The organism is Streptomyces sp. CB01373 (assembly GCF_002803075.1).
In the GTDB taxonomy this organism is placed as follows: Bacteria; Actinomycetota; Actinomycetes; order Streptomycetales; family Streptomycetaceae; genus Streptomyces.
In genome coordinates this window covers 68,782-89,549 of sequence record NZ_NNBK01000010.1, presented here as the reverse complement: position 1 = coordinate 89,549, position 20,768 = coordinate 68,782, and the positions used below count along the sequence as shown (strand labels likewise).

The following is a 20,768-nucleotide window of genomic DNA, read 5'->3' as shown; positions in this document are numbered from 1 at the left end:
CACCGCTCACCTCGTCGACATGGGGGTGAGGGGCGATGCGAACGGGCCCGGCGGGGGAATCCGGGGTTCGCCCCGGATGCCCCCGCCGGGCCCGTTCGGTCTCAGGCCTTCGCCAGCGTCGCCTCGGTGGCGGGACCCGGCAGATCGGCCACGGTCTCCGGCCGCTCACGCAGCGACAGCAGCACGCGCAGCACCCAGATCCACATGACGCACGAGCCCAGCATGTGCAGGCCGACGAGGGCCTCGGGCAGATGCGTGAAGGACTGGACATAGCCGATGACGCCCTGGCCCAGCAGGATCAGGAACAACTCACGGGTCCGCGCCAGCGGGCCCCGCGGCGCGTCGACGGCCTTGAGGATGAACCACAGGGCGAACGTCAGCGTGATCACGATCCACGCCAGCACGGCGTGCAGCTTGGCGACGGTCTGCCAGTCGATCGGAATGCGGGAGACCTCCTGGGAGTCGCCCGCGTGCGGCCCGGCACCGGTGACCACCGTGCCCACCGCGATCAGCAGTACGCTCGCGAGGACCAGGAACCCGACCAGCTGCCGGATCGGCTTGCCGACCAGCGGACGCGGCTCGGCGTCGCCCTCGCGGGTGCGCTGCCACATCACCGTGGCGACCGCGATCAGCGCCGAGGAGAGCAGGAAGTGCGCCGCGACGGTGTACGGGTTCAGGCCCACCAGGACGACGATGCCGCCGAGCACCGCGTTGCCCATGACCACCCAGAACTGCGCCCAGCCCAGCCGGGTGAGGCTGCGCCGCCACGGCTTCTGGGCGCGCGCGGCGACGATCGCCCAGCCCACGGCGGCACACAGCACGTACGTCAGCATCCGGTTGCCGAACTCGATCACACCGTGCACACCCATCTCGCGGGTGGTGGTCAGCGAATCGTCCGTGCAGGTGGGCCAGGTCGGGCAGCCGAGGCCCGAGCCGGTCAGGCGGACGGCGCCGCCGGTGACGACGATGACCACCGCCATCACCAGCGCGGACAGGGCCGCCCGCTGGACGGTCCTCGGATGCGGGGTCCAGCGTTCGGCGATGAGGGCGAGCGGGTTGCGCGCGGCGCTCACGGCGTCGGCGCGGGTCAGGTTCGGCACGCGTTCCATCGTAGGCGCCCGCTTGTGCATCGTTTCACGAGGGTCCATGGCGCCCTACTCCCAACGGAAGAACTTCCCGGCGGCCGCGAGACCCGCCACCGCCCAGACGACGAGGATCGCGAGGTCGCCCCAGGGCATCCCGGCGCCGTGCTGGAGCACGTCCCGCAGCCCGCCGGAGAGCGCCGAGATGGGCAGCAGGCCGAGCACGTCCTGGGCGACGGGCGGGAACTTGTCCAGCGGCACGACCACCCCACCGCCGACCAGCAGCAGCAGGAAGACCAGGTTGGCGGCGGCCAGGGTGGCCTCCGCCTTCAGGGTCCCCGCCATCAGCAGGCCAAGCCCGGAGAAGGCGGCCGTGCCGAGGACCATCAGCAGCAGCACGGCGAACGGGTTGCCGTGCGGCGACCAGCCGAGCGCGAAGGCGATCACGGTGAGCAGCACGACCTGAAGCACCTCGGTGACCAGCACCGACACCGTCTTGGCGGTCATCAGCCCCCAGCGCGGCAGCGGCGAGGCGGCCAGCCGCTTCAGCACGCCGTAGCGCCGCTCGAAGCCGGTCGCGATGGCCTGCCCGGTGAACGCGGTCGACATCACGGCCAGCGCGAGGACCCCGGGGGTGAGGAAGTCCACGGCCCTGCCGGAGCCGGTGTCGACGATGTCCACGGAGCTGAACAGCACCAGCAGCAGCGTCGGGATGACGACGGTCAGCAGCAGCTGCTCCCCGTTGCGCAGCAGCATCCGCGTCTCCAGCGCCGCCTGCGCCGCGATCATGCGGGTCAGCGGGGCCGCGCCCGGCTTCGGGGCGTACGTACCGGTGGCGGTGGCGGTGGTCATGAGCGCAGCTCCTTGCCGGTCAGCTCCAGGCTGTGTTTTCCCGGGGGGCAACCCCCGGACCCCCGGCCGTGCTTCAGGTGGACCGGAATCATGAGCGCAGCTCCTTGCCCGTCAGCTCCAGGAAGACGTCCTCCAGGGTGTGCCGCTCGACGGAGATGCGGTCCGGCATCACGCCGTGCTGGGCGCACCAGGACGTCACGGTCGCGAGCAGCTGCGGGTCGATCTTGCCTACGACACGGTAGGAGCCCGAGGTCAGCTCGGCGGCCGAGGAGTCGGCGGGCAGTGCCTTGAGCAGGGAGGCGACGTCGAGTCCCGGGCGGCCGGTGAAGCGCAGGGTGTTCTCGGCGCCGCCGCGGCACAGCTCCTCCGGGGAGCCGTGGACGACGACCCGGCCGGCGTCGATGATCGCGACGTCGTCGGCGAGCTGCTCGGCCTCCTCCATGTAGTGCGTGGTGAGGATCACCGAGACGCCGTCGGCGCGCAGGTCGCGCACCAGGTCCCAGGTGGCCCGGCGGGCCTGCGGGTCGAGTCCGGCGGTCGGCTCGTCGAGGAAGACCAGTTCGGGCCGCCCGACGACGGCCATGGCGAGCGCGAGCCGCTGCTGCTGGCCGCCGGAGAGCCGGCGGTAGGAGGTGCGCCCGCAGCTGCCGAGCCCGAGCCGTTCGATGAGGGTGTCCACGTCCAGCGGGTGGGCGTGCAGTCTGGCGACGTGCCGCAGCATCTCGTCGGCCCGCGCGCCGGAGTACACGCCACCGGACTGGAGCATCACGCCGATACGGGGCCTGAGCCGCGCGGACTGTCTCACGGGGTCGAGGCCCAGGACGCGCACCGTGCCGGAATCCGGCCGCCGGTACCCCTCGCAGGTCTCGATCGTCGTCGTCTTGCCCGCGCCGTTGGGGCCGAGCACGGCGGTCACGCCCGCCCAGGCCACCAGGTCGAGGCCGTCCACCGCGGTCTTCGTGCCGTACCGCTTCACCAAGGCCTGGACCTGGACCACGGGCTCACTTCGCATGAGGCCAAAGTCTAGGGACGCGCCGGACGGCTCAGGCGGCCGGGTGAGGGAAGTCATCCTCCCGGGGCCGGTGCACCGCGAGCCACCGCTGCGCGTACGCCACCGCGTCCGCCAGCGGGAACAGCCGCGACCGTGCGGCGCCCACCGAGCCGCGGACCACCGGCCGGTCGCGCTCGAAGTCGTGCCCGAGCTCGTCGAACCGCTCGGAGGTGATGGACACGTCGGTGACGACCTCCCAGCCGTGCGGCCCCGGTCGGCCCACCTGGACGAGCGGCGCGGGGATCCGGTACTCGGCCAGGTGGAAGCAGGTGCAGGAGTCGTATCCGGCGCCCAGCATCAGCACCCGGGCGCCGAGCGCCTCCAGCCGGGCGAGCGGGCTGCGCTCGCCCAGCCGGCAGTCGGTGGCGTGCCCGTCGACGATCTCGGTGGCGCGGGGCCCGATCGCCGCGAACGAGGTGTGCGGGTGCGCGCTGCGCAGGGCGCCCGGCCAGGTGCGCACGGTCTCCGGGATCACTCCGACCCCGAGGGTGGGGGTGATCCGCGGGTCGTAGGCGGGCATCGTGGCCCGGATGGTGTCCCACCACTCCTCGGGTACCGGCGGTCTGCTCCAGTGCGCCGGGTCGGAGAGGTCGCCGGACTGGGTGGGGACCACGAGCGTGCCCTCGGGACCGAGCGCGTCGAGCAGCCCCTGGACGACCGCGACCGGACCGCCGCAGACCCAGCCGAGCGAGCTGAGGGAGGAGTGCGCGAGGAGGGTCTCGCCGGGGCGCACGCCGAGGTCGCGCAGTCCCCCGGCGATCGTGTCCCGGGTGACGAGCGGGCCGGTCGGAGGCGGTGTGGGCATGGTCGGGGAGTCTGGCGCATCGCCCCGGAGGGTGCCACCCGTTTGATCGACCGGAGATCGTTTCCGCAGGTCGGATTAGGTTTGCCTAAGTGACGCAGGGCACCGCCCATCCGGATCAAGGCCGCTTGTCAGTCCGTGAGGAATTACGCAACAATGGCGTTGTGAAAAACGTCGGCGAGGCTCGGGAGACCCCCACGGGGGCCCCGCAGGAGGAGTTCGCAACCGGGGAGCGTTCCACGCGCAACCGGGTCGCGCGGTCCATCCTGGACCACGGCCCGTCGACCGTCGCCGAGCTGGCCGGCCGGCTGGGACTCACCCAGGCCGCCGTACGGCGCCACCTGGACGCCCTGGCCGCCGACGACGTGGTCGCGGCGCGGGAGCAGCGGGTGTACGGAGCGCGGACGCGCGGCCGGCCCGCCAAGGTCTTCGCGCTCACCGACTGCGGCCGGGACGCCTTCGACCAGTCGTACGACAAGCTCGCCGCGGACGCGCTCCGCTGGATCGCCGAGCGGGAGGGCGGACCGGAGGCGGTCGCCGCCTTCGCCCGGGCCCGGATCGCCGCGCAGGCGGGCGCGTACCGCAAGGCGGTCGAGGCCGTCACGCCCGACCAGCGCACCGAAGCGCTGGCCAAGGCCTTGAGTGTGGACGGGTACGCTGCTACGGCGCGCAGCGCGCCCCTCCCGCAGCGGGGTGAGCAGCTCTGCCAGCACCACTGCCCGGTCGCGCATGTCGCGGAGCAGTTCCCGCAGCTGTGCGAGGCGGAGACGGAGATCTTCGCCGAGCTGCTGGGTACTCACGTCCAGCGACTGGCGACCATCGCGCACGGCGACGGCGTCTGTACGACGTTCATCCCCAAGATTTCCCAGACCGATCACCAAAGCCAGAACGCATCCGCAAGCACGGCCGGGAGGAACCCCGCATGACTCTCCCCACGGAGACTGCCCACCCCGAACTCGAGGGCCTGGGCACGTACGAATACGGCTGGGCCGACTCCGACACGGCCGGCGCCTCTGCCAGGCGCGGTCTGAACGAGGAGGTCGTCCGCGACATCTCGGCGAAGAAGTCCGAGCCGGAGTGGATGACCAAGCTGCGCTTGAAGGGCCTGCGGCTCTTCGAGAAGAAGCCCATGCCGAACTGGGGCTCGGACCTGTCGGGGATCGACTTCGACAACATCAAGTACTTCGTGCGCTCCACGGAGAAGCAGGCGCAGTCCTGGGAGGACCTGCCCGAGGACATCAAGAACACGTACGACAAGCTCGGCATCCCCGAGGCGGAGAAGCAGCGCCTCGTCGCCGGTGTCGCCGCGCAGTACGAGTCGGAGGTCGTCTACCACCAGATCCGTGAGGACCTGGAGGAGCAGGGCGTCATCTTCCTCGACACGGACACCGCCCTGAAGGAGCACCCGGAGCTCTTCAAGGAGTACTTCGGCACCGTCATCCCCGTCGGCGACAACAAGTTCGCCTCGCTGAACAGCGCCGTGTGGTCCGGCGGCTCCTTCATCTACGTCCCGCCGGGCGTCCAGGTGGAGATCCCGCTCCAGGCCTACTTCCGTATCAACACGGAGAACATGGGCCAGTTCGAGCGGACCCTGATCATCGTCGACGAGGGCGCCTACGTGCACTACGTCGAGGGCTGCACCGCGCCGATCTACCAGAGCGACTCCCTGCACAGCGCGGTCGTCGAGATCATCGTCAAGAAGAACGCCCGCTGCCGCTACACGACCATCCAGAACTGGTCGAACAACGTCTACAACCTGGTCACCAAGCGCGCCGTGGCCTACGAGGGCGCGACCATGGAGTGGATCGACGGCAACATCGGCTCCAAGGTGACGATGAAGTACCCGGCCGTCTACCTGATGGGCGAGCACGCCAAGGGCGAGACCCTGTCGATCGCCTTCGCGGGCGAGGGCCAGCACCAGGACGCCGGTTCCAAGATGGTCCACATGGCGCCGAACACCTCGTCCAACATCGTCTCCAAGTCGGTGGCGCGCGGCGGCGGCCGTACCTCGTACCGCGGCCTGGTCGAGATCGGCGAGGGCGCCGCGGGCTCCAAGTCCAACGTGCTCTGCGACGCGCTGCTCGTGGACACCATCTCCCGCTCCGACACGTACCCCTACGTGGACGTCCGCGAGGACGACGTGTCCATGGGCCACGAGGCGACCGTCTCCAAGGTCTCCGAGGACCAGCTCTTCTACCTGATGAGCCGTGGTCTGAGCGAGTTCGAGGCGATGGCGATGATCGTGCGCGGCTTCGTCGAGCCGATCGCCAAGGAGCTGCCCATGGAGTACGCGCTGGAGCTCAACCGGCTGATCGAGCTGCAGATGGAGGGCGCGGTCGGTTAAGCACCGACCCGGGCCGGCGTGAATCGCCGGCCCGCAGTCCGCCGTAGCCCACACGCAAGAAAGCGAGCAATACGACAGCCATGGCTGAGGCCCAGAACTCCCCCACCCTCGGATCAGCTCGGGCGGGGGGACCCCCATCCGTCGGTTCGACGACCGCCGGCCAGATCGCGGTCGCCGCCGAGTCGACCGTCGCCACGCGCATGAGCGCGCCGCCCTCCTTCGACGTCGCGGACTTCCCGGTCCCGCACGGTCGCGAGGAGGAATGGCGCTTCACCCCGCTGGGGCGGCTGCGCGGTCTGCACGACGGGACCGCGACCGCCACCGGCGAGGGCGTCAAGGTGGACGTCCAGGCCCCCGACGGCGTCACCGTCGAGACCGTCGGCCGCGACGACGCCCGGCTCGGCAAGGCCGGCACCCCGGTGGACCGCGTCGCCGCCCAGGCCTACTCCGCCTTCGAGAAGGCCTCGGTCGTGAGCGTGGCCAAGGAGGCCGTCCTCACCGAGCCGATCCGCATCGCGGTGCACGGCCAGGGCGGGGTCGCCTACGCCCACCAGGTCATCGAACTCGGGGCCTTCGCCGAGGCCGTCGTCGTCATCGACCACACCGGTGACGCGGTACTCGCCGCCAACGTCGACTTCCTGCTCGGCGACGGCGCCAAGCTGACCGTCGTCTCCATCCAGGACTGGGACGACAAGGCCGTGCACGTCGCCCAGTACAACACGCTGATCGGCCGCGACGCCTCCTTCAAGTCGGTCGTCGTCACCTTCGCCGGTGACCTCGTCCGCCTGAGCCCGCGCGTGACCTACGCCGGCACCGGCGGCGAGGCCGAGCTGTACGGCCTGTACTTCACCGACGCCGGCCAGCACCAGGAGCACCGCCTCCTGGTCACCCACAACACCCCGCACTGCAAGTCGAACGTCGCCTACAAGGGCGCCCTCCAGGGCGACGACGCGCACGCGGTGTGGATCGGTGACGTGCTGATCGAGGCCAAGGCCGAGGGCACGGACACCTACGAGATGAACCGCAACCTGGTGCTCACCGACGGCGCCCGCGTCGACTCCGTGCCGAACCTGGAGATCGAGACCGGCGAGATCGTCGGCGCCGGGCACGCCTCCGCGACCGGACGCTTCGACGACGAGCAGCTCTTCTACCTGATGGCCCGCGGCATCCCGGAGCAGGAGGCCCGCCGTCTGGTGGTCCGCGGCTTCTTCGCCGAGCTGGTCCAGCAGATCGGTGTCAAGGACATCGAGGAGCGCCTCATCGCCAAGATCGAGGAGGAGCTGGAGGCGGCGGTCGGATGACCCACACCTTCGTACGCGTCTGCGGGCTGAGCGAGCTGGAGGAGGACACCCCGAAGCGGGTGGAACTCGACGGCACGCCGGTCTCGGTCGTGAAGACCGAGGGGGAGGTGTTCGCCATCAACGACATCTGCTCCCACGCGAACGTCTCGCTCTCCGAGGGCGAGGTCGACGACTGCCACATCGAGTGCTGGCTGCACGGCTCGCGCTTCGACCTCCGTTCCGGCAAGCCCGACGCGCTCCCCGCGACGCGCCCTGTCCCCGTATACCCCGTAAAGATCGAAGGGGACGACGTGCTCGTCTCCCTCACCCAGGAGTCCTGAGGCACCCATGGCAACGCTTGAAATCCGAGACCTGCACGTCACCGTCGAGGCCGACAACGCCACGAAGGAGATCCTCAAGGGCGTCGACCTCACCGTGAAGCAGGGCGAGACGCACGCCATCATGGGCCCCAACGGCTCCGGCAAGTCGACCCTCGCCTACGCCCTGGCGGGCCACCCCAAGTACACCGTGTCCGGCGGCTCCGTCACCCTCGACGGTGAGGACGTCCTGGAGATGTCCGTCGACGAGCGCGCCCGCGCGGGCCTGTTCCTCGCCATGCAGTACCCGGTCGAGGTCCCCGGCGTCTCGGTCTCCAACTTCCTCCGCACCTCCGCCACCGCCGTCCGCGGCGAGGCGCCGAAGCTGCGCACCTGGGTGAAGGAGGTCAAGGAGGCCATGGAGCGGCTCTCCATGGACCCGGCCTTCGCCGAGCGCAACGTGAACGAGGGCTTCTCCGGCGGCGAGAAGAAGCGGCACGAGATCCTTCAGCTGGAGCTGCTCAAGCCGAAGATCGCGATCCTCGACGAGACCGACTCCGGCCTCGACGTCGACGCCCTGCGCATCGTGTCGGAGGGCGTGAACCGGGTCCGCGAGAGCGGCCAGGTCGGCACCCTGCTGATCACCCACTACACGCGCATCCTGCGCTACATCAAGCCCGACCACGTCCACGTGTTCGCCGGCGGCCGGATCGTCGAGTCCGGCGGCGCCGCGCTCGCGGACAAGCTGGAGAACGAGGGCTACGAGGCATACGTGAAGGGTGGCGCATCCGCGTGACACAGCTGCCGGGCCTCCTCGACACAGAGGCGATCCGCAAGGACTTCCCCATCCTGGACCGGCTGGTCCACGACGGCCAGAAGCTCGTGTACCTGGACAACGCGGCGACCTCGCAGAAACCGCGCCAGGTGCTGGACGCCCTGAGCGAGTACTACGAGCGCTACAACGCCAACGTCCACCGCGGTGTGCATGTGCTCGCCGAGGAGGCCACGGCGCTGTACGAGGGCGCGCGCGACAAGGTCGCCGCGTTCATCAACGCCCCGAGCCGCGACGAGGTGATCTTCACCAAGAACGCCTCCGAGTCGCTCAACCTCGTGGCCAACATGCTCGGCTGGGCCGACGAGCCCTACCGGGTGGACCACGAGACCGAGATCGTCATCACCGAGATGGAGCACCACTCCAACATCGTTCCCTGGCAGCTGCTGGCGCAGCGCACGGGCGCGAAGCTGAAGTGGTTCGGCCTCACCGATGACGGCCGCCTCGACCTGTCGAACATCGACGAGGTCATCACCGAGAAGACGAAGATCGTCTCCTTCGTGCTGGTGTCCAACATCCTCGGCACCGTGAACCCGGTCGAGGCGATAGTGCGCCGCGCCCAGGAGGTCGGCGCGCTGGTCTGCATCGACGCCTCCCAGGCCGCGCCGCACATGCCGCTGGACGTCCAGGCACTCCAGGCCGACTTCGTGGCGTTCACCGGCCACAAGATGTGCGGCCCGACCGGCATCGGTGTGCTCTGGGGCCGCCAGGAGCTGCTTGAGGACCTGCCCCCGTTCCTCGGCGGCGGCGAGATGATCGAGACCGTGTCGATGCACTCGTCGACGTACGCCCCCGCCCCGCACAAGTTCGAGGCGGGCACCCCGCCGATCGCGCAGGCGGTCGGTCTGGGCGCGGCGATCGACTACCTGAACTCGATCGGGATGGACAAGATCCTCGCCCACGAGCACGCGCTCACGGAGTACGCGGTGCGGCGGCTGGCGGAGGTCCCCGACCTCAGGATCATCGGCCCCACCACGGCCGAGGACCGGGGCGCGGCGATCTCCTTCACGCTGGGTGACATCCACCCGCACGACGTGGGCCAGGTCCTCGACGAGCAGGGCATCGCGGTGCGCGTGGGCCACCACTGCGCACGGCCGGTGTGCCTGCGGTACGGAATTCCTGCGACCACGCGGGCGTCGTTCTATCTGTACTCCACGCCGGCCGAGATCGACGTTCTGGTCGACGGCCTGGAGCACGTACGGAACTTCTTCGGCTGACGGGACGAACGATCGCATGAAGCTGGATTCGATGTACCAGGAAGTCATCCTGGACCACTACAAGAACCCGCACGGGCGTGGTCTGAGGGATGGCGACGCCGAGGTGCACCATGTGAACCCGACGTGCGGCGACGAGATCACCCTCCGAGTGAAGTACGACGGCACGACGATCAAAGACGTCTCGTACGAGGGCCAGGGCTGCTCGATCAGCCAGGCCTCGGCCTCCGTACTGAACGAACTGCTCGTCGGCAGGGAGCTGGCCGAGGCGCAGAGGATCCAGGAGACCTTCCTGGAGCTGATGCAGTCCAAGGGCCGGATCGAACCCGACGACGCGATGGAGGACGTCCTGGAGGACGCGGTCGCGTTCGCCGGGGTGTCCAAGTACCCGGCCCGGGTCAAGTGCGCCCTGTTGAGCTGGATGGCCTGGAAGGACGCGACGGCCCAGGCGCTGAGCGGCGCCGACGCCGAAAGGAAGACCGCATGAGCGAGACCGTGGAGATGAAGCCGGCCTCGGAGGAGGAGCTCCGCGAGGCCCTGATGGACGTCGTCGACCCCGAACTGGGCATCGACGTCGTCAACCTCGGCCTGATCTACGGCATCCACGTCGACGAGTCGAACATCGCGACCATCGACATGACCCTGACGTCCGCGGCCTGCCCGCTCACCGACGTCATCGAGGACCAGGCCAAGTCCGCCACGGACGGCCTCGTCAACGAGCTGCGCATCAACTGGGTCTGGATGCCGCCGTGGGGCCCCGACAAGATCACGGACGACGGCCGCGAGCAGCTGCGGGCGCTCGGCTTCAACGTCTGAGATCAACGAGCACAACACCGAACGGCGAGGTCCCCCGGAGGACCTCGCCGTTCGGCGTTCGCTCGCGGTTCCGCCGGTTTCCCTCGCCGGTCCGTGGAGGTCAGCGCACGACCAGCTCTCCGATCAGGCCGAACAGGGCCACCACGCCGAAGACGGCGATACCGACCCCCAGCGCCTTGCACAGCCCACTCACCGCCCGGGCGATCCCCGACGACCGCATCACGGCGCCGATCCGGCGGCCCGTGCGTGGCGTCACAGTGCAGAACGCACCGTAGAAGGCGGCCAGGCCGCCGAAGAGCACCAGCACGCAGAAGCAGATCACGGAGAGCCGCCAGGCTGTCGGCGTCACCCCGACCGTGTAGCAGTGGCCGTGGGCATCCCGCTGGACCGGCAGCACCGCCCCCTTCCTGTGGGGGCCGCCGATGGACGCGAACCTGTCCACGACACGGTGGTCGTCCGACCGGAAGGCGCCGACGCAGTCGGTGTGGCGCTGCTTGCCGGTGCCGGAGGTGATGCATTCGTCTATCTTCAGCAGCCCCGGGGTGCCGGAAGCACGCGTGGAGTACTTCAGACCATCGGCGAAATGCACGGTCGCGGCCACCCCGACGACGCTGAACAGCACCCCCGTGATCAGCATCACCAGCACGAGGCAGACGCGGCCCAGCAGCGACTTCGGCGGATCGGTCCTCTTCGGTGTGTCGTCGGCTTTCACTCGCGGCGCCCCTCCAGTCCGTGCCGTCACTCGCCGCAGCATTATCAGCGGCGATCGAAGACCCCCGTTGTGTACGGACGTACACAACGGCGGATACGCTCGCCCGCATGGGATACGTGTTGCTCGCCGGGGCCATCGCCGCGGAAGTCGCGGCCACGACGGCCATGAAGTACAGCGACGGCTTCAGCAGGTTCGGGCCCTCGCTGGTGACCGTCGTCGGGTACGTCCTCTCCTTCGTGCTGCTCGCCCGGACCCTGCAGACCGTGGCCATCGGCACCGCCTACGCGATCTGGTCCGGCATCGGCACCGCGGCCGTCGCCGCGCTCGGTCTGATGCTGTTCGGGGAGGGGCTCGGCCTCGCCAAGGTCGCCGGGATCGTGCTGATCGTCCTCGGAGTGGTCGTCCTCAGCCTGGGCGGGGCCCACTGATGGCCCGGCGGTACGACCCGGAGCGGCGGCAGCGGATCATTGACGCGGCGCTGCGCGTGGTGGGTGCCAAGGGCCTGGCCGGACTGAGCCACCGCACGGTGGCCGCCGAGGCGGACGTACCACTGGGCTCCACGACCTACCACTTCCGGACGCTGGACGAGCTGATGGTCGCGGCACTCGGGCAGGCAAACGAGGGCTTCGCCAAGGTGATCGCCGCGCGCGGCGGCCTCGACGACCCGCGCACCGACCTCGCGGAGGCGCTCGCGGGCTGGATGGGGGAGTGGCTGGCCGGTGACCGCACCGGGGTCGAGCTGGAGTACGAGCTGTATCTCGCCGCCCTGCGCCGTCCCGCGCTGCGCCCCGTCGCCGCCGAGTGGGCCGAGGACGTCGCGGCCCTGCTCTCCCGCCGCACCGACCCGACCACCGCCCGCGCCCTGGTGGCCCTGATGGACGGCATCTGCCTCCAGGTGCTGCTGACCGGAACCCCCTACGACGAGGGCTACGCGCGCGAGATGCTGAGGCGGATGATCCCGCCGCCCGTGGACGCCTGACCCGGCGGCACGCCCGCCGCGCCGCCTCCCGCGCGGGCCCCTGACCGGCACATGAGACGTCCACCGCACCGGTTCGCCGGTGCGCCCCGCCTCACGTTAGGTTTCCTTCTATGACCGACACGACTGTCCCCCGCACCACCGGCGCCGTGGCCGCCGGACTCGCCACGATCGCCGCCGACGGCACCGTTCTCGACACCTGGTTCCCCGCCCCCGAGCTGACGGACCAGCCCGGCCCGGCCGGCAGTGAGCGGCTGTCCGCCGAGCGGGCCGCGGAGCTGCTGGGCGAGGGTGCCACCGCGGCGATCGGACTGGACGCGCGCCGGGGCGTCGAGGTGGTCGCGGTCCGTACGGTCATCGCCTCGCTCGACGAGAAGCCGATCGACGCGCACGACGTCTACCTGCGTCTGCACCTGCTCTCGCACCGGCTGGTCAAGCCGCACGGCCAGAGCCTGGACGGCATCTTCGGTCACCTCGCCAACGTCGCCTGGACCTCGCTCGGCCCGGTCGCCGTGGACGACATCGAGAAGGTGCGGCTCAACGCCCGCGCCGAGGGCCTGCACCTCCAGGTGACCTCGATCGACAAGTTCCCGCGCATGACCGACTACGTCGCCCCGAAGGGCGTCCGCATCGCCGACGCCGACCGGGTGCGGCTCGGCGCGCACCTCGCCGAGGGCACCACCGTGATGCACGAGGGCTTCGTCAACTTCAACGCGGGCACCCTGGGCACCTCCATGGTCGAGGGCCGCATCTCCGCGGGCGTCGTGGTCGGCGACGGCTCCGACATCGGCGGTGGCGCCTCGACCATGGGCACCCTCTCCGGCGGCGGCAACGTGATCATCGCCATCGGCGAGCGCTGCCTGATCGGCGCCGAGGCGGGCGTGGGCATCGCGCTCGGCGACGAGTGTGTGGTCGAGGCCGGTCTGTACGTCACCGCCGGCACCCGGGTCACGATGCCCGACGGCCAGATCGTGAAGGCACGCGAGCTGTCCGGCGCCTCCAACATCCTCTTCCGCCGCAACTCGGTCACCGGCGCCGTCGAGGCCCGCCCGAACAACGCGGTCTGGGGCGGCCTGAACGAGATCCTGCACAGCCACAACTGACTCACCACCCGAGCGCCCTCCCACGACTGGCCCCCGAGCCGTCCCGGGAGGGCGGACTTCGGCGATGCCGACAGCACTGTTCTGACGGACGCGGAGCGGCGCGAGGTCCGTTTCTGGAAGATCACCATCCTGGGCGGAGTGCTGTTCAACTCCTGGGACTTGGCGTTTCGCGCGTTCCTCGCGTTCCCCGACCCGGCCCTCCCGCACGCCGTACCCTCGAATCATGAGCGCCAACTTCGGTGAACGGCTCCGGGAAGTCCGCAAGCGTCGGGGCCTGAGCCAGCGCGAGTTGTCAGAGCTCTCGGACGTCTCCCTCTCCCTCATCCGCAAGCTGGAGCAGGGCGAGCGAGACGACACGCGCTTGGAGACGGCGCGCCGGCTCGCGAACGTCCTGAAGGTGCCCACAACCCGGCTCATCACCGAGCACGCCGAGGCCGCGGCCGACGAGGAGACGGTGAACCGCTGGGCGCCCGTACACGCTGCTCTGGCGGCTCCCCCAGACCTTGACGGGCTCTCGGAGCAACCCACCTACGACGGCGTACGGGAGGCGCTCGAGGCGGCCGTGCCTCTGTTCGCCCACGACCGCTTCGCCGAGCTCGGCGCGGCTCTCCCGCCCCTCCTGCGTGACGCCGAGGCGCTGACCGAGACCGACCCGCGCGGTCGGCCGCTCCGCGCACGCCTGTTGGAGCTGACTGGCTGGCTGATGACTCAGACGCGTCAGTTCGACGCAGCGGAGTTGGCCTTGGAGCGGGCCCTGGACGACGCAGTCGACCGCGTACAGGGCGCCGCCACCGTCAGCGTCCAATGCTGGCTTCTGCTGCGCCGCGGAAGACTGGCCGACGCCCGCGCACTGGCCATCGAATGGGCTGACGAGGTCGAGCCCCGCATGTCCCGAGCTACACCGACCGAACTGAGTGCCTGGGGCTGGCTCCTGCTCCGCGTGTCGGCGGCAGCGATCCGAGACAACCGCCCCGGCGAGGCCGCAGACGCCCTGCGGCTCGCTCGGTCGGCTGCCGTGGCCCTTGGGGAGGAGCACACTCCCGAGGGCGACTTCCTACGCACTTTCGGGCCCGTCACCGTGGCGTTGAAGCGTACAGAGAACGCGATGGTGGCCGGCCGCCCCGACGAGGTGCTCTCCCTGGCTGCCAAAATCCCTGCGGACAGCCTGAAGCCGACCTCGAACAACCGGAACAGGCACCTACTCGATGTCGCAAGCGCACAGACTCAGCTACGGCAGTACGCGGAAGCCGTCGACACCTTCAACAAGATCCGCGTCGGATCCCCGCAGTGGCTCCCGAACCAGCGCTACGCACACGACATCCTCGTCCGCATCGTGAGTAGGCGTCGCACGCTCACGCCGGAGATGCGGGAGCTTGCCGACCTGGTGCATCTGCCCGTGTGACACCCCGTGGCACTTCGCCTTCGCCGTGCGTCAAAGTGCCATCGACGCAGCGTCAACGCAGCTTCTAGCGTTGCAGTATGGCTATCAGCGACGAGAGAAATCATGGCGCGAACTTCCCCTCTCAGGAGGGGCGGCTCCTCCCGTGGATCGGCGAGGACGGCAAGCCGTGCTACCTGTCCCCGCGAAGTGGGGGCGGGTTCCTCTCCCGCCTCGCAGACGCCATGGAGGCCGAGCAGGTCCGCGACTCGCGGGAGGTCCTGGCCCACTCGAATGGCCTCCTGGAGAAAGAGCGTCTCGGGAACCAAGAGCTTCGGTTCATCGCAACCCGCCTTGCCGAGTGCCTCGCGACCACGCTCCGCGTCACGGAGTCGCGCGGTCTCCGGTTGGGCGTCATGGAATTGGACGGGGACGAAGACGTCACGGCCGGTACACACAGCATGTTTGGAAGGCCGCCCATCGATGCACCATCGTTGCCCTTCCACGAACCGTACCGGCGGTCCGATTCCGAGAAAGGCGCGACATGAAGCGCATCATCGCCCGTCTGTGGCGGATCATCAGGGGCCCTGTGCAGTGGCGTGTGCTGTGGCTGGCCCACAGCAAATTCATGGTCGGCGTCACTGGTGTCGTGCGCCGCGACGACGGCCGGGTTCTGCTGCTGCGCCACCGTATGTGGCCGCCGGAGCGTCAGTGGGGTCTGCCGACGGGTTACGCCGTAAAGGGCGAGGAGTTCGCCCAGACCGTGGTGCGGGAGGTGCGTGAGGAGACCGGCCTGGAGGTGAAGCCGGGGGCCCTGGTGCACCTGAAGAGTGGCTACAAGCTACGCGTCGAAGTTGCCTATGAGGCGCACCTCGTAGGCGGCGAGATGAAGATCGATTCCTTCGAGATCCTGGAGGGGAAATGGTTCTCCCCGGACAACCTGCCGAAAGGACTGCAGGAGTCTCACCGGCCCCTCATCCTGGGCAAGGAATCGAACGGCTGACCCGGTCGGTCGGCATCAGTCCGCGGTTACTCGCCCCGAACGAGCATCTGGCCGGTACCAGCAACATGGGCCGTCTGCTGGACCGGCTGATCGAATTGCGCACGACGGACACCCTGACCGGCGACCACCCGAACGTCACCTTTCTGCCGCTGCCCATGGCCCTGCGGCGGTGGGGCGAAGCCGGGGTGGACGTGGGTCCCTTCCTGTATGGATCGGCGATCCTCCGACCCAGGTACGCGGCCCTCGGCTTGTCCCGACTGCTGCCGCTGGACCGTGTGCTCTACGGCATCCAGTCCACCGACTCCGGCGCGTTCGGCGGTTTTCATCACCCGAACCAGGGCTATAGGCATGCACAGATGAGGGCTCTGATCACCGCCTACGGGCCGATGAACACAGGTCTCCCCGAGCGACCGGTGCTGGCGGCGCTCGACCTGTTGCGAGCGTACGCGCACGACTGCCTGCACTATGGCTCGTACCGCTCTTATCGACTGCGCGGCGACGAGGTGGTCCGCAGCCAGTACGGCGTGAATTTCCGCAGGCACGACGGCCGCACCTACTCGGCTCCAGATCTGGCGGGTTCACCCACGACGCGAAATCTCGGCGTGGTGATGGAAGGGGCTTGCGACCGGGAGGCCCGTGCGATCACGCGAGCGGCAGCCCTGCAATGCGACATCCAGCAACCGGACGGCGTCGACCGGTTCGCGTTCCGGGATGTGACGGGGCTGCTGGATCAGGCGGACACCGACGACCTTGCCCGGCCGGAGGCATGGGACGCGGTGGCCCCGAGCCCCGTTGCCGCGGCGTTCCTCGGTTCGATGGGCAGGTACCAGGCCGGCGTCAATGCCCGGTACAGCATGTTTCTCGAGGAGATCGGGCGCGATGAAGCGAACGACCTGCACACCACGGTCTTGACGGCGATGATCACCGGCGTGCTGACGCCACTGTGTACCTGGCTGCGCGATCGGCATGGTCCGAAGGCATTCGAAACGCTGTTCCTGTCACCCGCGTATTTCGGGCCCGTCGATTCCGTAACCTGACCGGTTGGCGTAGCTTCCACCGTCACCCCGCTCGTCGAGGCGGGGCAGCGTCGCTCCCTGCTGTTTCTTGCTCGCTGGATTGAGGGATCAACTCGCTTTGCTGGCACGCCATTCCAGGGCCTGGGGTTCTTCCGTGAACTCGACGAGATGCTGGCCGGCGTACCGTTGGAGGGCATCGCGCACCTCGGCCGGGGTGACGCGGAAGAACTCCTTTCGGACGTTGACGCGGTTGACTCGGTGATTCGCGAACTCCTTGTGGAGCTGGGACTCCAGGCCGACTGCGTCCTTGCTGAAGATCAGCGCGTGGACGTCGAACCGGAACGGCACTGATGCACCGCTCAGCTCGTATACACGCTCCAGCGGTTCCAGCCGCCGGGTCATTCCGATCTTGACCATCCGCTCACCGAAGGCGCCGATGTTGGAGATCACGTACACGTACCCGGTGCGGACATTGGCGGCACGTGCCTCGACGGAGCTCAGGGCCTCTTCGATCTCGGTGAGTCTGGCTTCCATCCCCGCCACGGCATCGGCGTCCCCGCGTTCCCGGAGTCGCTGCAACGCGGCCTGGTAATGTCCCAGTTCCTTGTGGAGCTTCACTCGTTCACGTTCCAATTCCCGTTGTGCGGCAGCTTCTTCCTTCTCTCGCGCCCGGATCTCCCGCTGGGCTTCCTTCTCCTCTTCCTTCTTCTGCAGGAAGTCGGCGGTCAGTTGCAGTTCACGTACGCGCGCGTCGTGGTAGGCGTCGGAGATGCGGATGTGCATGGTCGCGCCGAGCTTCGCGATGGTCTCCCGACTCTTGTAGAGGCGGTCGATGAGCGAGTTCAGACGGTGGGGGCGCATGGACCGCACCGCGTAGTCCGCCTCGGAGTTGTAAGCCCTGAGCATGAGTTTCGAGAAGTCCCGGACCATCTTGCGCCCCGCGCTGGCAGAACCGTTGACGGTCCAGTCCTGGGCTGCGAGTACTGCCTGGTCGGTTCGCGCGAGGCTTTTGATTTTTACCTGCAGCGAGTCCAGCCGGGTGCGGTAGGCGATGGCATCCTGTAGCTGGTGCCGGTAGGCGTAAATGCCGACCTGTTGAAGCATGGCTGTTTCGTCGGTGGTGACGACCTGGGCCTGGAGTTCGGCGAGTCGGCTACTCGCCTTGTAGGTCTCCTGCCGAGTCTTCTCAGCCTCTTTCCGAGCCCGGTCGGCGTCCTTGGAGGCCTTCTTAGCCTCTTCCTTCTCTCTCTTCACCTCTTCGTGGGCCTTTTGGCGGATCTGCTCTGCGTCCGCTTCTGCGGCTTCGCGCAAGGCGGCGGCTTCCTCGCGCGCCAAGCGAAGGGCATCGAGGACCTGCACGGCGTCCATGCCGTGTGTGTGAGTTATCCAGGCTCGTAGCTGTTCGATCTCTTGGGACTCGTCACGTCGGCGTCTGCCGAACAGCCCACCACGGCGAGCAGAGGGAATGGGAGGTTGTGGGGGAGCGGCGGGCTGTGCGCCGACTACTCGGTCGGCGTCTGAGTCGGACGGCATGGTCGGCGGGCTGTCGACTGATCTGGTTTGGTCCGGCACGACCGTGGGGCCGGTGTTGACGCCATTCGTGGTGTCGTGCACCCAAAGCTGCCAACCCGGCGGCGGTGGCGGCCACGACGGGTCCGGGTGCCATCCCGGAGGCGGAGTCCACCCCGGAGGCGGTGCCGGCCAACCCGGCGGCGGATTGAACCGATACGTCATCATCATGCCCCCCGACCCGGTCTGTCCCCACAGACCGATACCGTCTCCACTCTCCGCACTCCTCAGAGTGCGGAGAGTTGGTAGAGGGAGGTTACTACCCCTCGTCGGGCGTCGACCCGCGCACGGAGACTGAGGAGCTTGGATCTTCTGGCAGAGTGGCGTGGCCGTGGTCACGCCGCCCGCAGGCGTTCGTACGCCGCGCGCAGCTCGGCCGCCGTTTCGCGGGTGGCCGGGCGCAGGGGTGGGCGGACCGGGCCGGCGGGCAGGGACAGGTCGTTCAGGAGGGCCTTGACGGTGACCGTGCCGGGGAGGCCGGCGGACATCGTCGACTCGATGAGTTCGGCGGCCTGTTGCTGGAGGCGGGCGGCACGGGCGGTGTCGCCCGCGTCGAACGCGTCGAGGATCGAGTGCAGTTGGCGCGGGACCAGGTTCGCGACCGTGCTGACGTATCCGGTGCCGCCCACCGCGTACAGCGGGAGGATGTGCTCCTCGCAGCCCGCGTAGTACGCCAACTCGGTGCGGGACAGCACCTTCTGGGTGCCGAGGAAGTCGTAGGAGCAGTCCTTGACCGCCACGATCCGGGGATGTGCGGCAAGCCGCAGCATGGTCTCCGGCTCGATGCGCGTGCCGGTGCGGCCGGGGATGTCGTAGAGCATCACCGGCAGCCCGGAGGCGTCCGCCACCGTGCGGAAGTGCTCCTCCACGGCGTCCTGCGGCGGTCTGCTGTAGTACGGCGTCACCACCAGCACCCCGTCCGCGCCCGCCTTCCCGGCCGCCAGTGCCAGCTCGACGGTGTGCCGGGTGTCGGCGGTGCCCACGCCCGCGACGATCGGGGCGCGCTCCCCGACCGCCTCGCGCACGGCCCGGACGAGCGCCGACTTCTCGGCGTCCGTCGTGGTCGGCGACTCGCCCGTCGTACCGCTGAGCACGAGTCCGTCGCACCCCTCGGTCACCAGCCGGTCGGCGAGCCGCTGGGCGCCGTCGAGGTCGAGTTCGCCCGAGGCGGTGAAGGGCGTGATCATGGCGCACAGGGCGCGGCCGAAGGGCGGGGCGGGAGTGGCTGCGGTCGTCGTCATGGAAGCAGTGTCGGCGGAGTTGACAGTGAAGCTCCACTTAATTCTTCTTCCGGTTATCGGTAAGCAAAGCTGGAGAGAAGGCGTCCTGTGTCCAAGTCGGCCGTGATGCGTCACCATGGGCAGGAGGTCACCGACGGCAGGCACGGGAGGCGTCATGAAGCTCGGCAAGGCACTGGCCACCGGCGTGGCGGAGGAACGGCCGACGGTCCGCGAGGAGCAGGCAGGACTCCCCGAGGCGGTCCAGGAGAGCCAGGAGATCCAGGAACCGCGGGCCGCCGCCGCGCCCGAAGAGGCTCCGGCCGCCCGATGAGGCTGCGGCTGCCCGCGGAACGCCCGACGGAGCCGCCGACCGGATACAAGATCGCCCACCCGGTGCTGTCCCACGACGGCACCCGGGCCCGCTTCACCGGTGTGTCGCTCGGCGGCGCGCTGCCGTACGGCGTCGTCGCCGACGCGGCCTGCGTCTACGGCCGCCGGCACCGGCCACCCGCCCGTCTGTGCGACTGCGGGTTCCACTGCGTGCACGAGCGCGCCGCCGCCGAGGCCCTGCTGTGCACGGCCGAGCACCGTGGAGCCGTCCTCCTTGAGGTCTCCGTCCTCGGCGCCTACATCCGCTACGAACGCGGGTTCCGCTACGCCCGCCAGCGGGTGCGGACGGCGACGGTCGGCCCGTGCGCGTGCGGCGCGCCCGCCTCCGCCCTGGCCGACGCCGGCTGGGGCAGGCCCGGCTGGCGGGCGCTGACCGCCGCCTGCGCGGGCTGCCTGCACGGCCGTACGTCCGTGACCTGCGCCGGGTTCGCCCGGCTGGCCGGGGCCGGGCTGCGGATCGTGGCGGGCGGCGGTTGGCCGGCACCGGTCGCCGGGGCGATCGCCGCCTCCGGGGCGCCGGCTGGGCCGCTCGCCGGACCCGAAGGGCTCGGGGTACCCGAACTCGCCGCGGAGGCAGCCCTGTTGCAGGCGCGCCTCGACTGGTTCCAGACCCAGCTGGCCCGGCTCGGCGAGCGCGGTCCTGGTGGCCTTGGCCACGGGTAGTCGCGGAGGTCCCGGGTACCCGGATGGTCCGGACCGAGAGGAGGCGGACACCGTGACCGGGACTATCGATGTGAGGCCTGCGCCCGACCAGCGCCGCCCAGTGCGCGAGCGCCCGGGCGACCGTGCACCGGATACACGTTCGCTGGAC

24 protein-coding genes are annotated in these 20,768 nt (G+C 69.5%); 17 read left to right on the top strand and 7 right to left on the bottom strand.

Features of this window, described 5'->3' with window-relative positions; translation table 11 throughout:
* Positions 1-101: 101 nt before the first annotated feature.
* The 4 genes from CG719_RS16960 to CG719_RS16945 form a co-directional block, all read right to left on the bottom strand.
* On the bottom strand, positions 102-1,109 hold the full coding sequence (locus CG719_RS16960; RefSeq protein WP_100569488.1) for a COX15/CtaA family protein: 1,008 nt from the start codon (positions 1,107-1,109) through the stop codon (positions 102-104).
* A gap of 45 nt (positions 1,110-1,154) precedes the next feature.
* Entirely contained in the window at positions 1,155-1,934 is a 780-nt protein-coding gene (locus tag CG719_RS16955; RefSeq protein WP_100569487.1) for an ABC transporter permease, read from the bottom strand.
* Positions 1,935-2,022: 88 nt separating this feature from the next.
* Entirely contained in the window at positions 2,023-2,946 is a 924-nt protein-coding gene (locus CG719_RS16950) for an ABC transporter ATP-binding protein (RefSeq protein ID WP_100569486.1), read from the bottom strand.
* Between the two features lie 31 nt (positions 2,947-2,977).
* Positions 2,978-3,790, bottom strand: a complete 813-nt coding sequence (locus tag CG719_RS16945) for an aminoglycoside N(3)-acetyltransferase (protein WP_100569485.1) — start codon at positions 3,788-3,790, stop codon at positions 2,978-2,980.
* 161 nt (positions 3,791-3,951) lie between these two features.
* Here CG719_RS16945 and CG719_RS16940 point away from each other — a divergent pair, with 161 nt between their 5' ends.
* The 8 genes from CG719_RS16940 (at position 3,952) to CG719_RS16905 (ending at position 10,590) form a co-directional block, all read left to right on the top strand.
* Positions 3,952-4,713, top strand: a complete 762-nt coding sequence (locus CG719_RS16940; protein WP_100569484.1) for a helix-turn-helix transcriptional regulator — start codon at positions 3,952-3,954, stop codon at positions 4,711-4,713.
* The gene (sufB, locus tag CG719_RS16935) at positions 4,710-6,131 is read left to right on the top strand and encodes a Fe-S cluster assembly protein SufB (RefSeq protein ID WP_100569483.1); all 1,422 of its coding nucleotides are present in this window, start codon (positions 4,710-4,712) and stop codon (positions 6,129-6,131) included. The genes CG719_RS16940 and sufB overlap by 4 nt, the downstream gene beginning before the upstream one ends.
* Before the next feature lie 80 nt (positions 6,132-6,211).
* A complete protein-coding gene (sufD, locus tag CG719_RS16930; RefSeq protein WP_100569482.1) occupies positions 6,212-7,432 on the top strand; it encodes a Fe-S cluster assembly protein SufD in 1,221 nt (406 codons plus the stop codon).
* Positions 7,429-7,752, top strand: a complete 324-nt coding sequence (locus tag CG719_RS16925) for a non-heme iron oxygenase ferredoxin subunit (protein ID WP_100569481.1) — start codon at positions 7,429-7,431, stop codon at positions 7,750-7,752. Before sufD ends, CG719_RS16925 begins: the two co-directional genes overlap by 4 nt.
* 7 nt (positions 7,753-7,759) lie before the next feature.
* Complete coding sequence (gene sufC / locus CG719_RS16920) at positions 7,760-8,524, top strand: Fe-S cluster assembly ATPase SufC (RefSeq protein WP_100569480.1); 765 nt, start codon at positions 7,760-7,762, stop codon at positions 8,522-8,524.
* Positions 8,521-9,777: a cysteine desulfurase gene (locus CG719_RS16915; protein WP_100569479.1), complete on the top strand. Its 1,257-nt coding sequence runs from the start codon at positions 8,521-8,523 to the stop codon at positions 9,775-9,777. The genes sufC and CG719_RS16915 overlap by 4 nt, the downstream gene beginning before the upstream one ends.
* Positions 9,778-9,793: 16 nt before the next feature.
* A complete protein-coding gene (sufU, locus tag CG719_RS16910) occupies positions 9,794-10,261 on the top strand; it encodes a Fe-S cluster assembly sulfur transfer protein SufU (protein WP_100569478.1) in 468 nt (155 codons plus the stop codon).
* Positions 10,258-10,590: a metal-sulfur cluster assembly factor gene (locus tag CG719_RS16905; RefSeq protein WP_100569477.1), complete on the top strand. Its 333-nt coding sequence runs from the start codon at positions 10,258-10,260 to the stop codon at positions 10,588-10,590. Before sufU ends, CG719_RS16905 begins: the two co-directional genes overlap by 4 nt.
* A 100-nt stretch (positions 10,591-10,690) precedes the next feature.
* On the opposite strand, the gene CG719_RS16900 is transcribed toward CG719_RS16905, so the two are convergent.
* Positions 10,691-11,302: a hypothetical protein gene (locus CG719_RS16900; RefSeq protein WP_100569476.1), complete on the bottom strand. Its 612-nt coding sequence runs from the start codon at positions 11,300-11,302 to the stop codon at positions 10,691-10,693.
* 107 nt (positions 11,303-11,409) lie between these two features.
* On the opposite strand from CG719_RS16900, the gene CG719_RS16895 reads away from it, so the two are divergent.
* From CG719_RS16895 to CG719_RS16865, 7 genes are all read left to right on the top strand, one after another.
* The gene (locus CG719_RS16895) at positions 11,410-11,730 is read left to right on the top strand and encodes a DMT family transporter (protein ID WP_100569475.1); all 321 of its coding nucleotides are present in this window, start codon (positions 11,410-11,412) and stop codon (positions 11,728-11,730) included.
* Positions 11,730-12,281, top strand: a complete 552-nt coding sequence (locus CG719_RS16890) for a TetR/AcrR family transcriptional regulator (protein WP_100569474.1) — start codon at positions 11,730-11,732, stop codon at positions 12,279-12,281. The genes CG719_RS16895 and CG719_RS16890 overlap by 1 nt, the downstream gene beginning before the upstream one ends.
* A gap of 110 nt (positions 12,282-12,391) precedes the next feature.
* Positions 12,392-13,381 (top strand): 2,3,4,5-tetrahydropyridine-2,6-dicarboxylate N-succinyltransferase, encoded by a 990-nt coding sequence (dapD, locus tag CG719_RS16885; protein ID WP_100569473.1) that lies wholly within the window; start codon positions 12,392-12,394, stop codon positions 13,379-13,381.
* Positions 13,382-13,604: 223 nt separating this feature from the next.
* Positions 13,605-14,783 (top strand): helix-turn-helix transcriptional regulator, encoded by a 1,179-nt coding sequence (locus tag CG719_RS16880; protein ID WP_100569472.1) that lies wholly within the window; start codon positions 13,605-13,607, stop codon positions 14,781-14,783.
* 77 nt (positions 14,784-14,860) lie between these two features.
* Positions 14,861-15,307: a hypothetical protein gene (locus CG719_RS16875; RefSeq protein ID WP_199836670.1), complete on the top strand. Its 447-nt coding sequence runs from the start codon at positions 14,861-14,863 to the stop codon at positions 15,305-15,307.
* Complete coding sequence (locus CG719_RS16870) at positions 15,304-15,762, top strand: NUDIX domain-containing protein (RefSeq protein ID WP_100569471.1); 459 nt, start codon at positions 15,304-15,306, stop codon at positions 15,760-15,762. The genes CG719_RS16875 and CG719_RS16870 overlap by 4 nt, the downstream gene beginning before the upstream one ends.
* A gap of 65 nt (positions 15,763-15,827) precedes the next feature.
* A complete protein-coding gene (locus tag CG719_RS16865) occupies positions 15,828-16,799 on the top strand; it encodes a hypothetical protein (protein ID WP_234375621.1) in 972 nt (323 codons plus the stop codon).
* A gap of 87 nt (positions 16,800-16,886) precedes the next feature.
* Here the strand turns inward: CG719_RS16865 and CG719_RS16860 are convergent, their stop codons facing one another.
* Positions 16,887-18,146 carry a DUF4041 domain-containing protein gene (locus CG719_RS16860; protein WP_234375620.1) on the bottom strand — a complete coding sequence of 420 codons (1,260 nt, stop codon included), beginning with the start codon at positions 18,144-18,146 and terminating at the stop codon, positions 16,887-16,889.
* Between the two features lie 536 nt (positions 18,147-18,682).
* Positions 18,683-19,588, bottom strand: a complete 906-nt coding sequence (dapA, locus tag CG719_RS16855) for a 4-hydroxy-tetrahydrodipicolinate synthase (protein WP_100569469.1) — start codon at positions 19,586-19,588, stop codon at positions 18,683-18,685.
* A gap of 154 nt (positions 19,589-19,742) precedes the next feature.
* Here dapA and CG719_RS35830 point away from each other — a divergent pair, with 154 nt between their 5' ends.
* Complete coding sequence (locus tag CG719_RS35830) at positions 19,743-19,898, top strand: hypothetical protein (protein WP_199836668.1); 156 nt, start codon at positions 19,743-19,745, stop codon at positions 19,896-19,898.
* Entirely contained in the window at positions 19,895-20,620 is a 726-nt protein-coding gene (locus tag CG719_RS16850; RefSeq protein ID WP_100569468.1) for a hypothetical protein, read from the top strand. Before CG719_RS35830 ends, CG719_RS16850 begins: the two co-directional genes overlap by 4 nt.
* Positions 20,621-20,768: the final 148 nt, after the last annotated feature.

Bases quoted from the DNA above. Each gene is read 5' to 3' on its own strand.
- CG719_RS16960 (WP_100569488.1), bottom strand. From the start codon at position 1,109: ATGGAACGCGTGCCGAACCTGACCCGCGCCGACGCCGTGAGCGCCGCG.
- CG719_RS16955 (WP_100569487.1), bottom strand. From the start codon at position 1,934: ATGACCACCGCCACCGCCACCGGTACGTACGCCCCGAAGCCGGGCGCG.
- CG719_RS16950 (WP_100569486.1), bottom strand. From the start codon at position 2,946: ATGCGAAGTGAGCCCGTGGTCCAGGTCCAGGCCTTGGTGAAGCGGTAC.
- CG719_RS16945 (WP_100569485.1), bottom strand. From the start codon at position 3,790: ATGCCCACACCGCCTCCGACCGGCCCGCTCGTCACCCGGGACACGATC.
- sufB (WP_100569483.1), top strand. From the start codon at position 4,710: ATGACTCTCCCCACGGAGACTGCCCACCCCGAACTCGAGGGCCTGGGC.
- sufD (WP_100569482.1), top strand. From the start codon at position 6,212: ATGGCTGAGGCCCAGAACTCCCCCACCCTCGGATCAGCTCGGGCGGGG.
- CG719_RS16925 (WP_100569481.1), top strand. From the start codon at position 7,429: ATGACCCACACCTTCGTACGCGTCTGCGGGCTGAGCGAGCTGGAGGAG.
- sufC (WP_100569480.1), top strand. From the start codon at position 7,760: ATGGCAACGCTTGAAATCCGAGACCTGCACGTCACCGTCGAGGCCGAC.
- sufU (WP_100569478.1), top strand. From the start codon at position 9,794: ATGAAGCTGGATTCGATGTACCAGGAAGTCATCCTGGACCACTACAAG.
- CG719_RS16905 (WP_100569477.1), top strand. From the start codon at position 10,258: ATGAGCGAGACCGTGGAGATGAAGCCGGCCTCGGAGGAGGAGCTCCGC.
- CG719_RS16895 (WP_100569475.1), top strand. From the start codon at position 11,410: ATGGGATACGTGTTGCTCGCCGGGGCCATCGCCGCGGAAGTCGCGGCC.
- CG719_RS16890 (WP_100569474.1), top strand. From the start codon at position 11,730: ATGGCCCGGCGGTACGACCCGGAGCGGCGGCAGCGGATCATTGACGCG.
- dapD (WP_100569473.1), top strand. From the start codon at position 12,392: ATGACCGACACGACTGTCCCCCGCACCACCGGCGCCGTGGCCGCCGGA.
- CG719_RS16880 (WP_100569472.1), top strand. From the start codon at position 13,605: ATGAGCGCCAACTTCGGTGAACGGCTCCGGGAAGTCCGCAAGCGTCGG.
- CG719_RS16875 (WP_199836670.1), top strand. From the start codon at position 14,861: ATGGCTATCAGCGACGAGAGAAATCATGGCGCGAACTTCCCCTCTCAG.
- CG719_RS16870 (WP_100569471.1), top strand. From the start codon at position 15,304: ATGAAGCGCATCATCGCCCGTCTGTGGCGGATCATCAGGGGCCCTGTG.
- CG719_RS16865 (WP_234375621.1), top strand. From the start codon at position 15,828: ATGGGCCGTCTGCTGGACCGGCTGATCGAATTGCGCACGACGGACACC.
- CG719_RS16860 (WP_234375620.1), bottom strand. From the start codon at position 18,146: ATGGACGCCGTGCAGGTCCTCGATGCCCTTCGCTTGGCGCGCGAGGAA.
- dapA (WP_100569469.1), bottom strand. From the start codon at position 19,588: ATGACGACGACCGCAGCCACTCCCGCCCCGCCCTTCGGCCGCGCCCTG.
- CG719_RS35830 (WP_199836668.1), top strand. From the start codon at position 19,743: ATGAAGCTCGGCAAGGCACTGGCCACCGGCGTGGCGGAGGAACGGCCG.
- CG719_RS16850 (WP_100569468.1), top strand. From the start codon at position 19,895: ATGAGGCTGCGGCTGCCCGCGGAACGCCCGACGGAGCCGCCGACCGGA.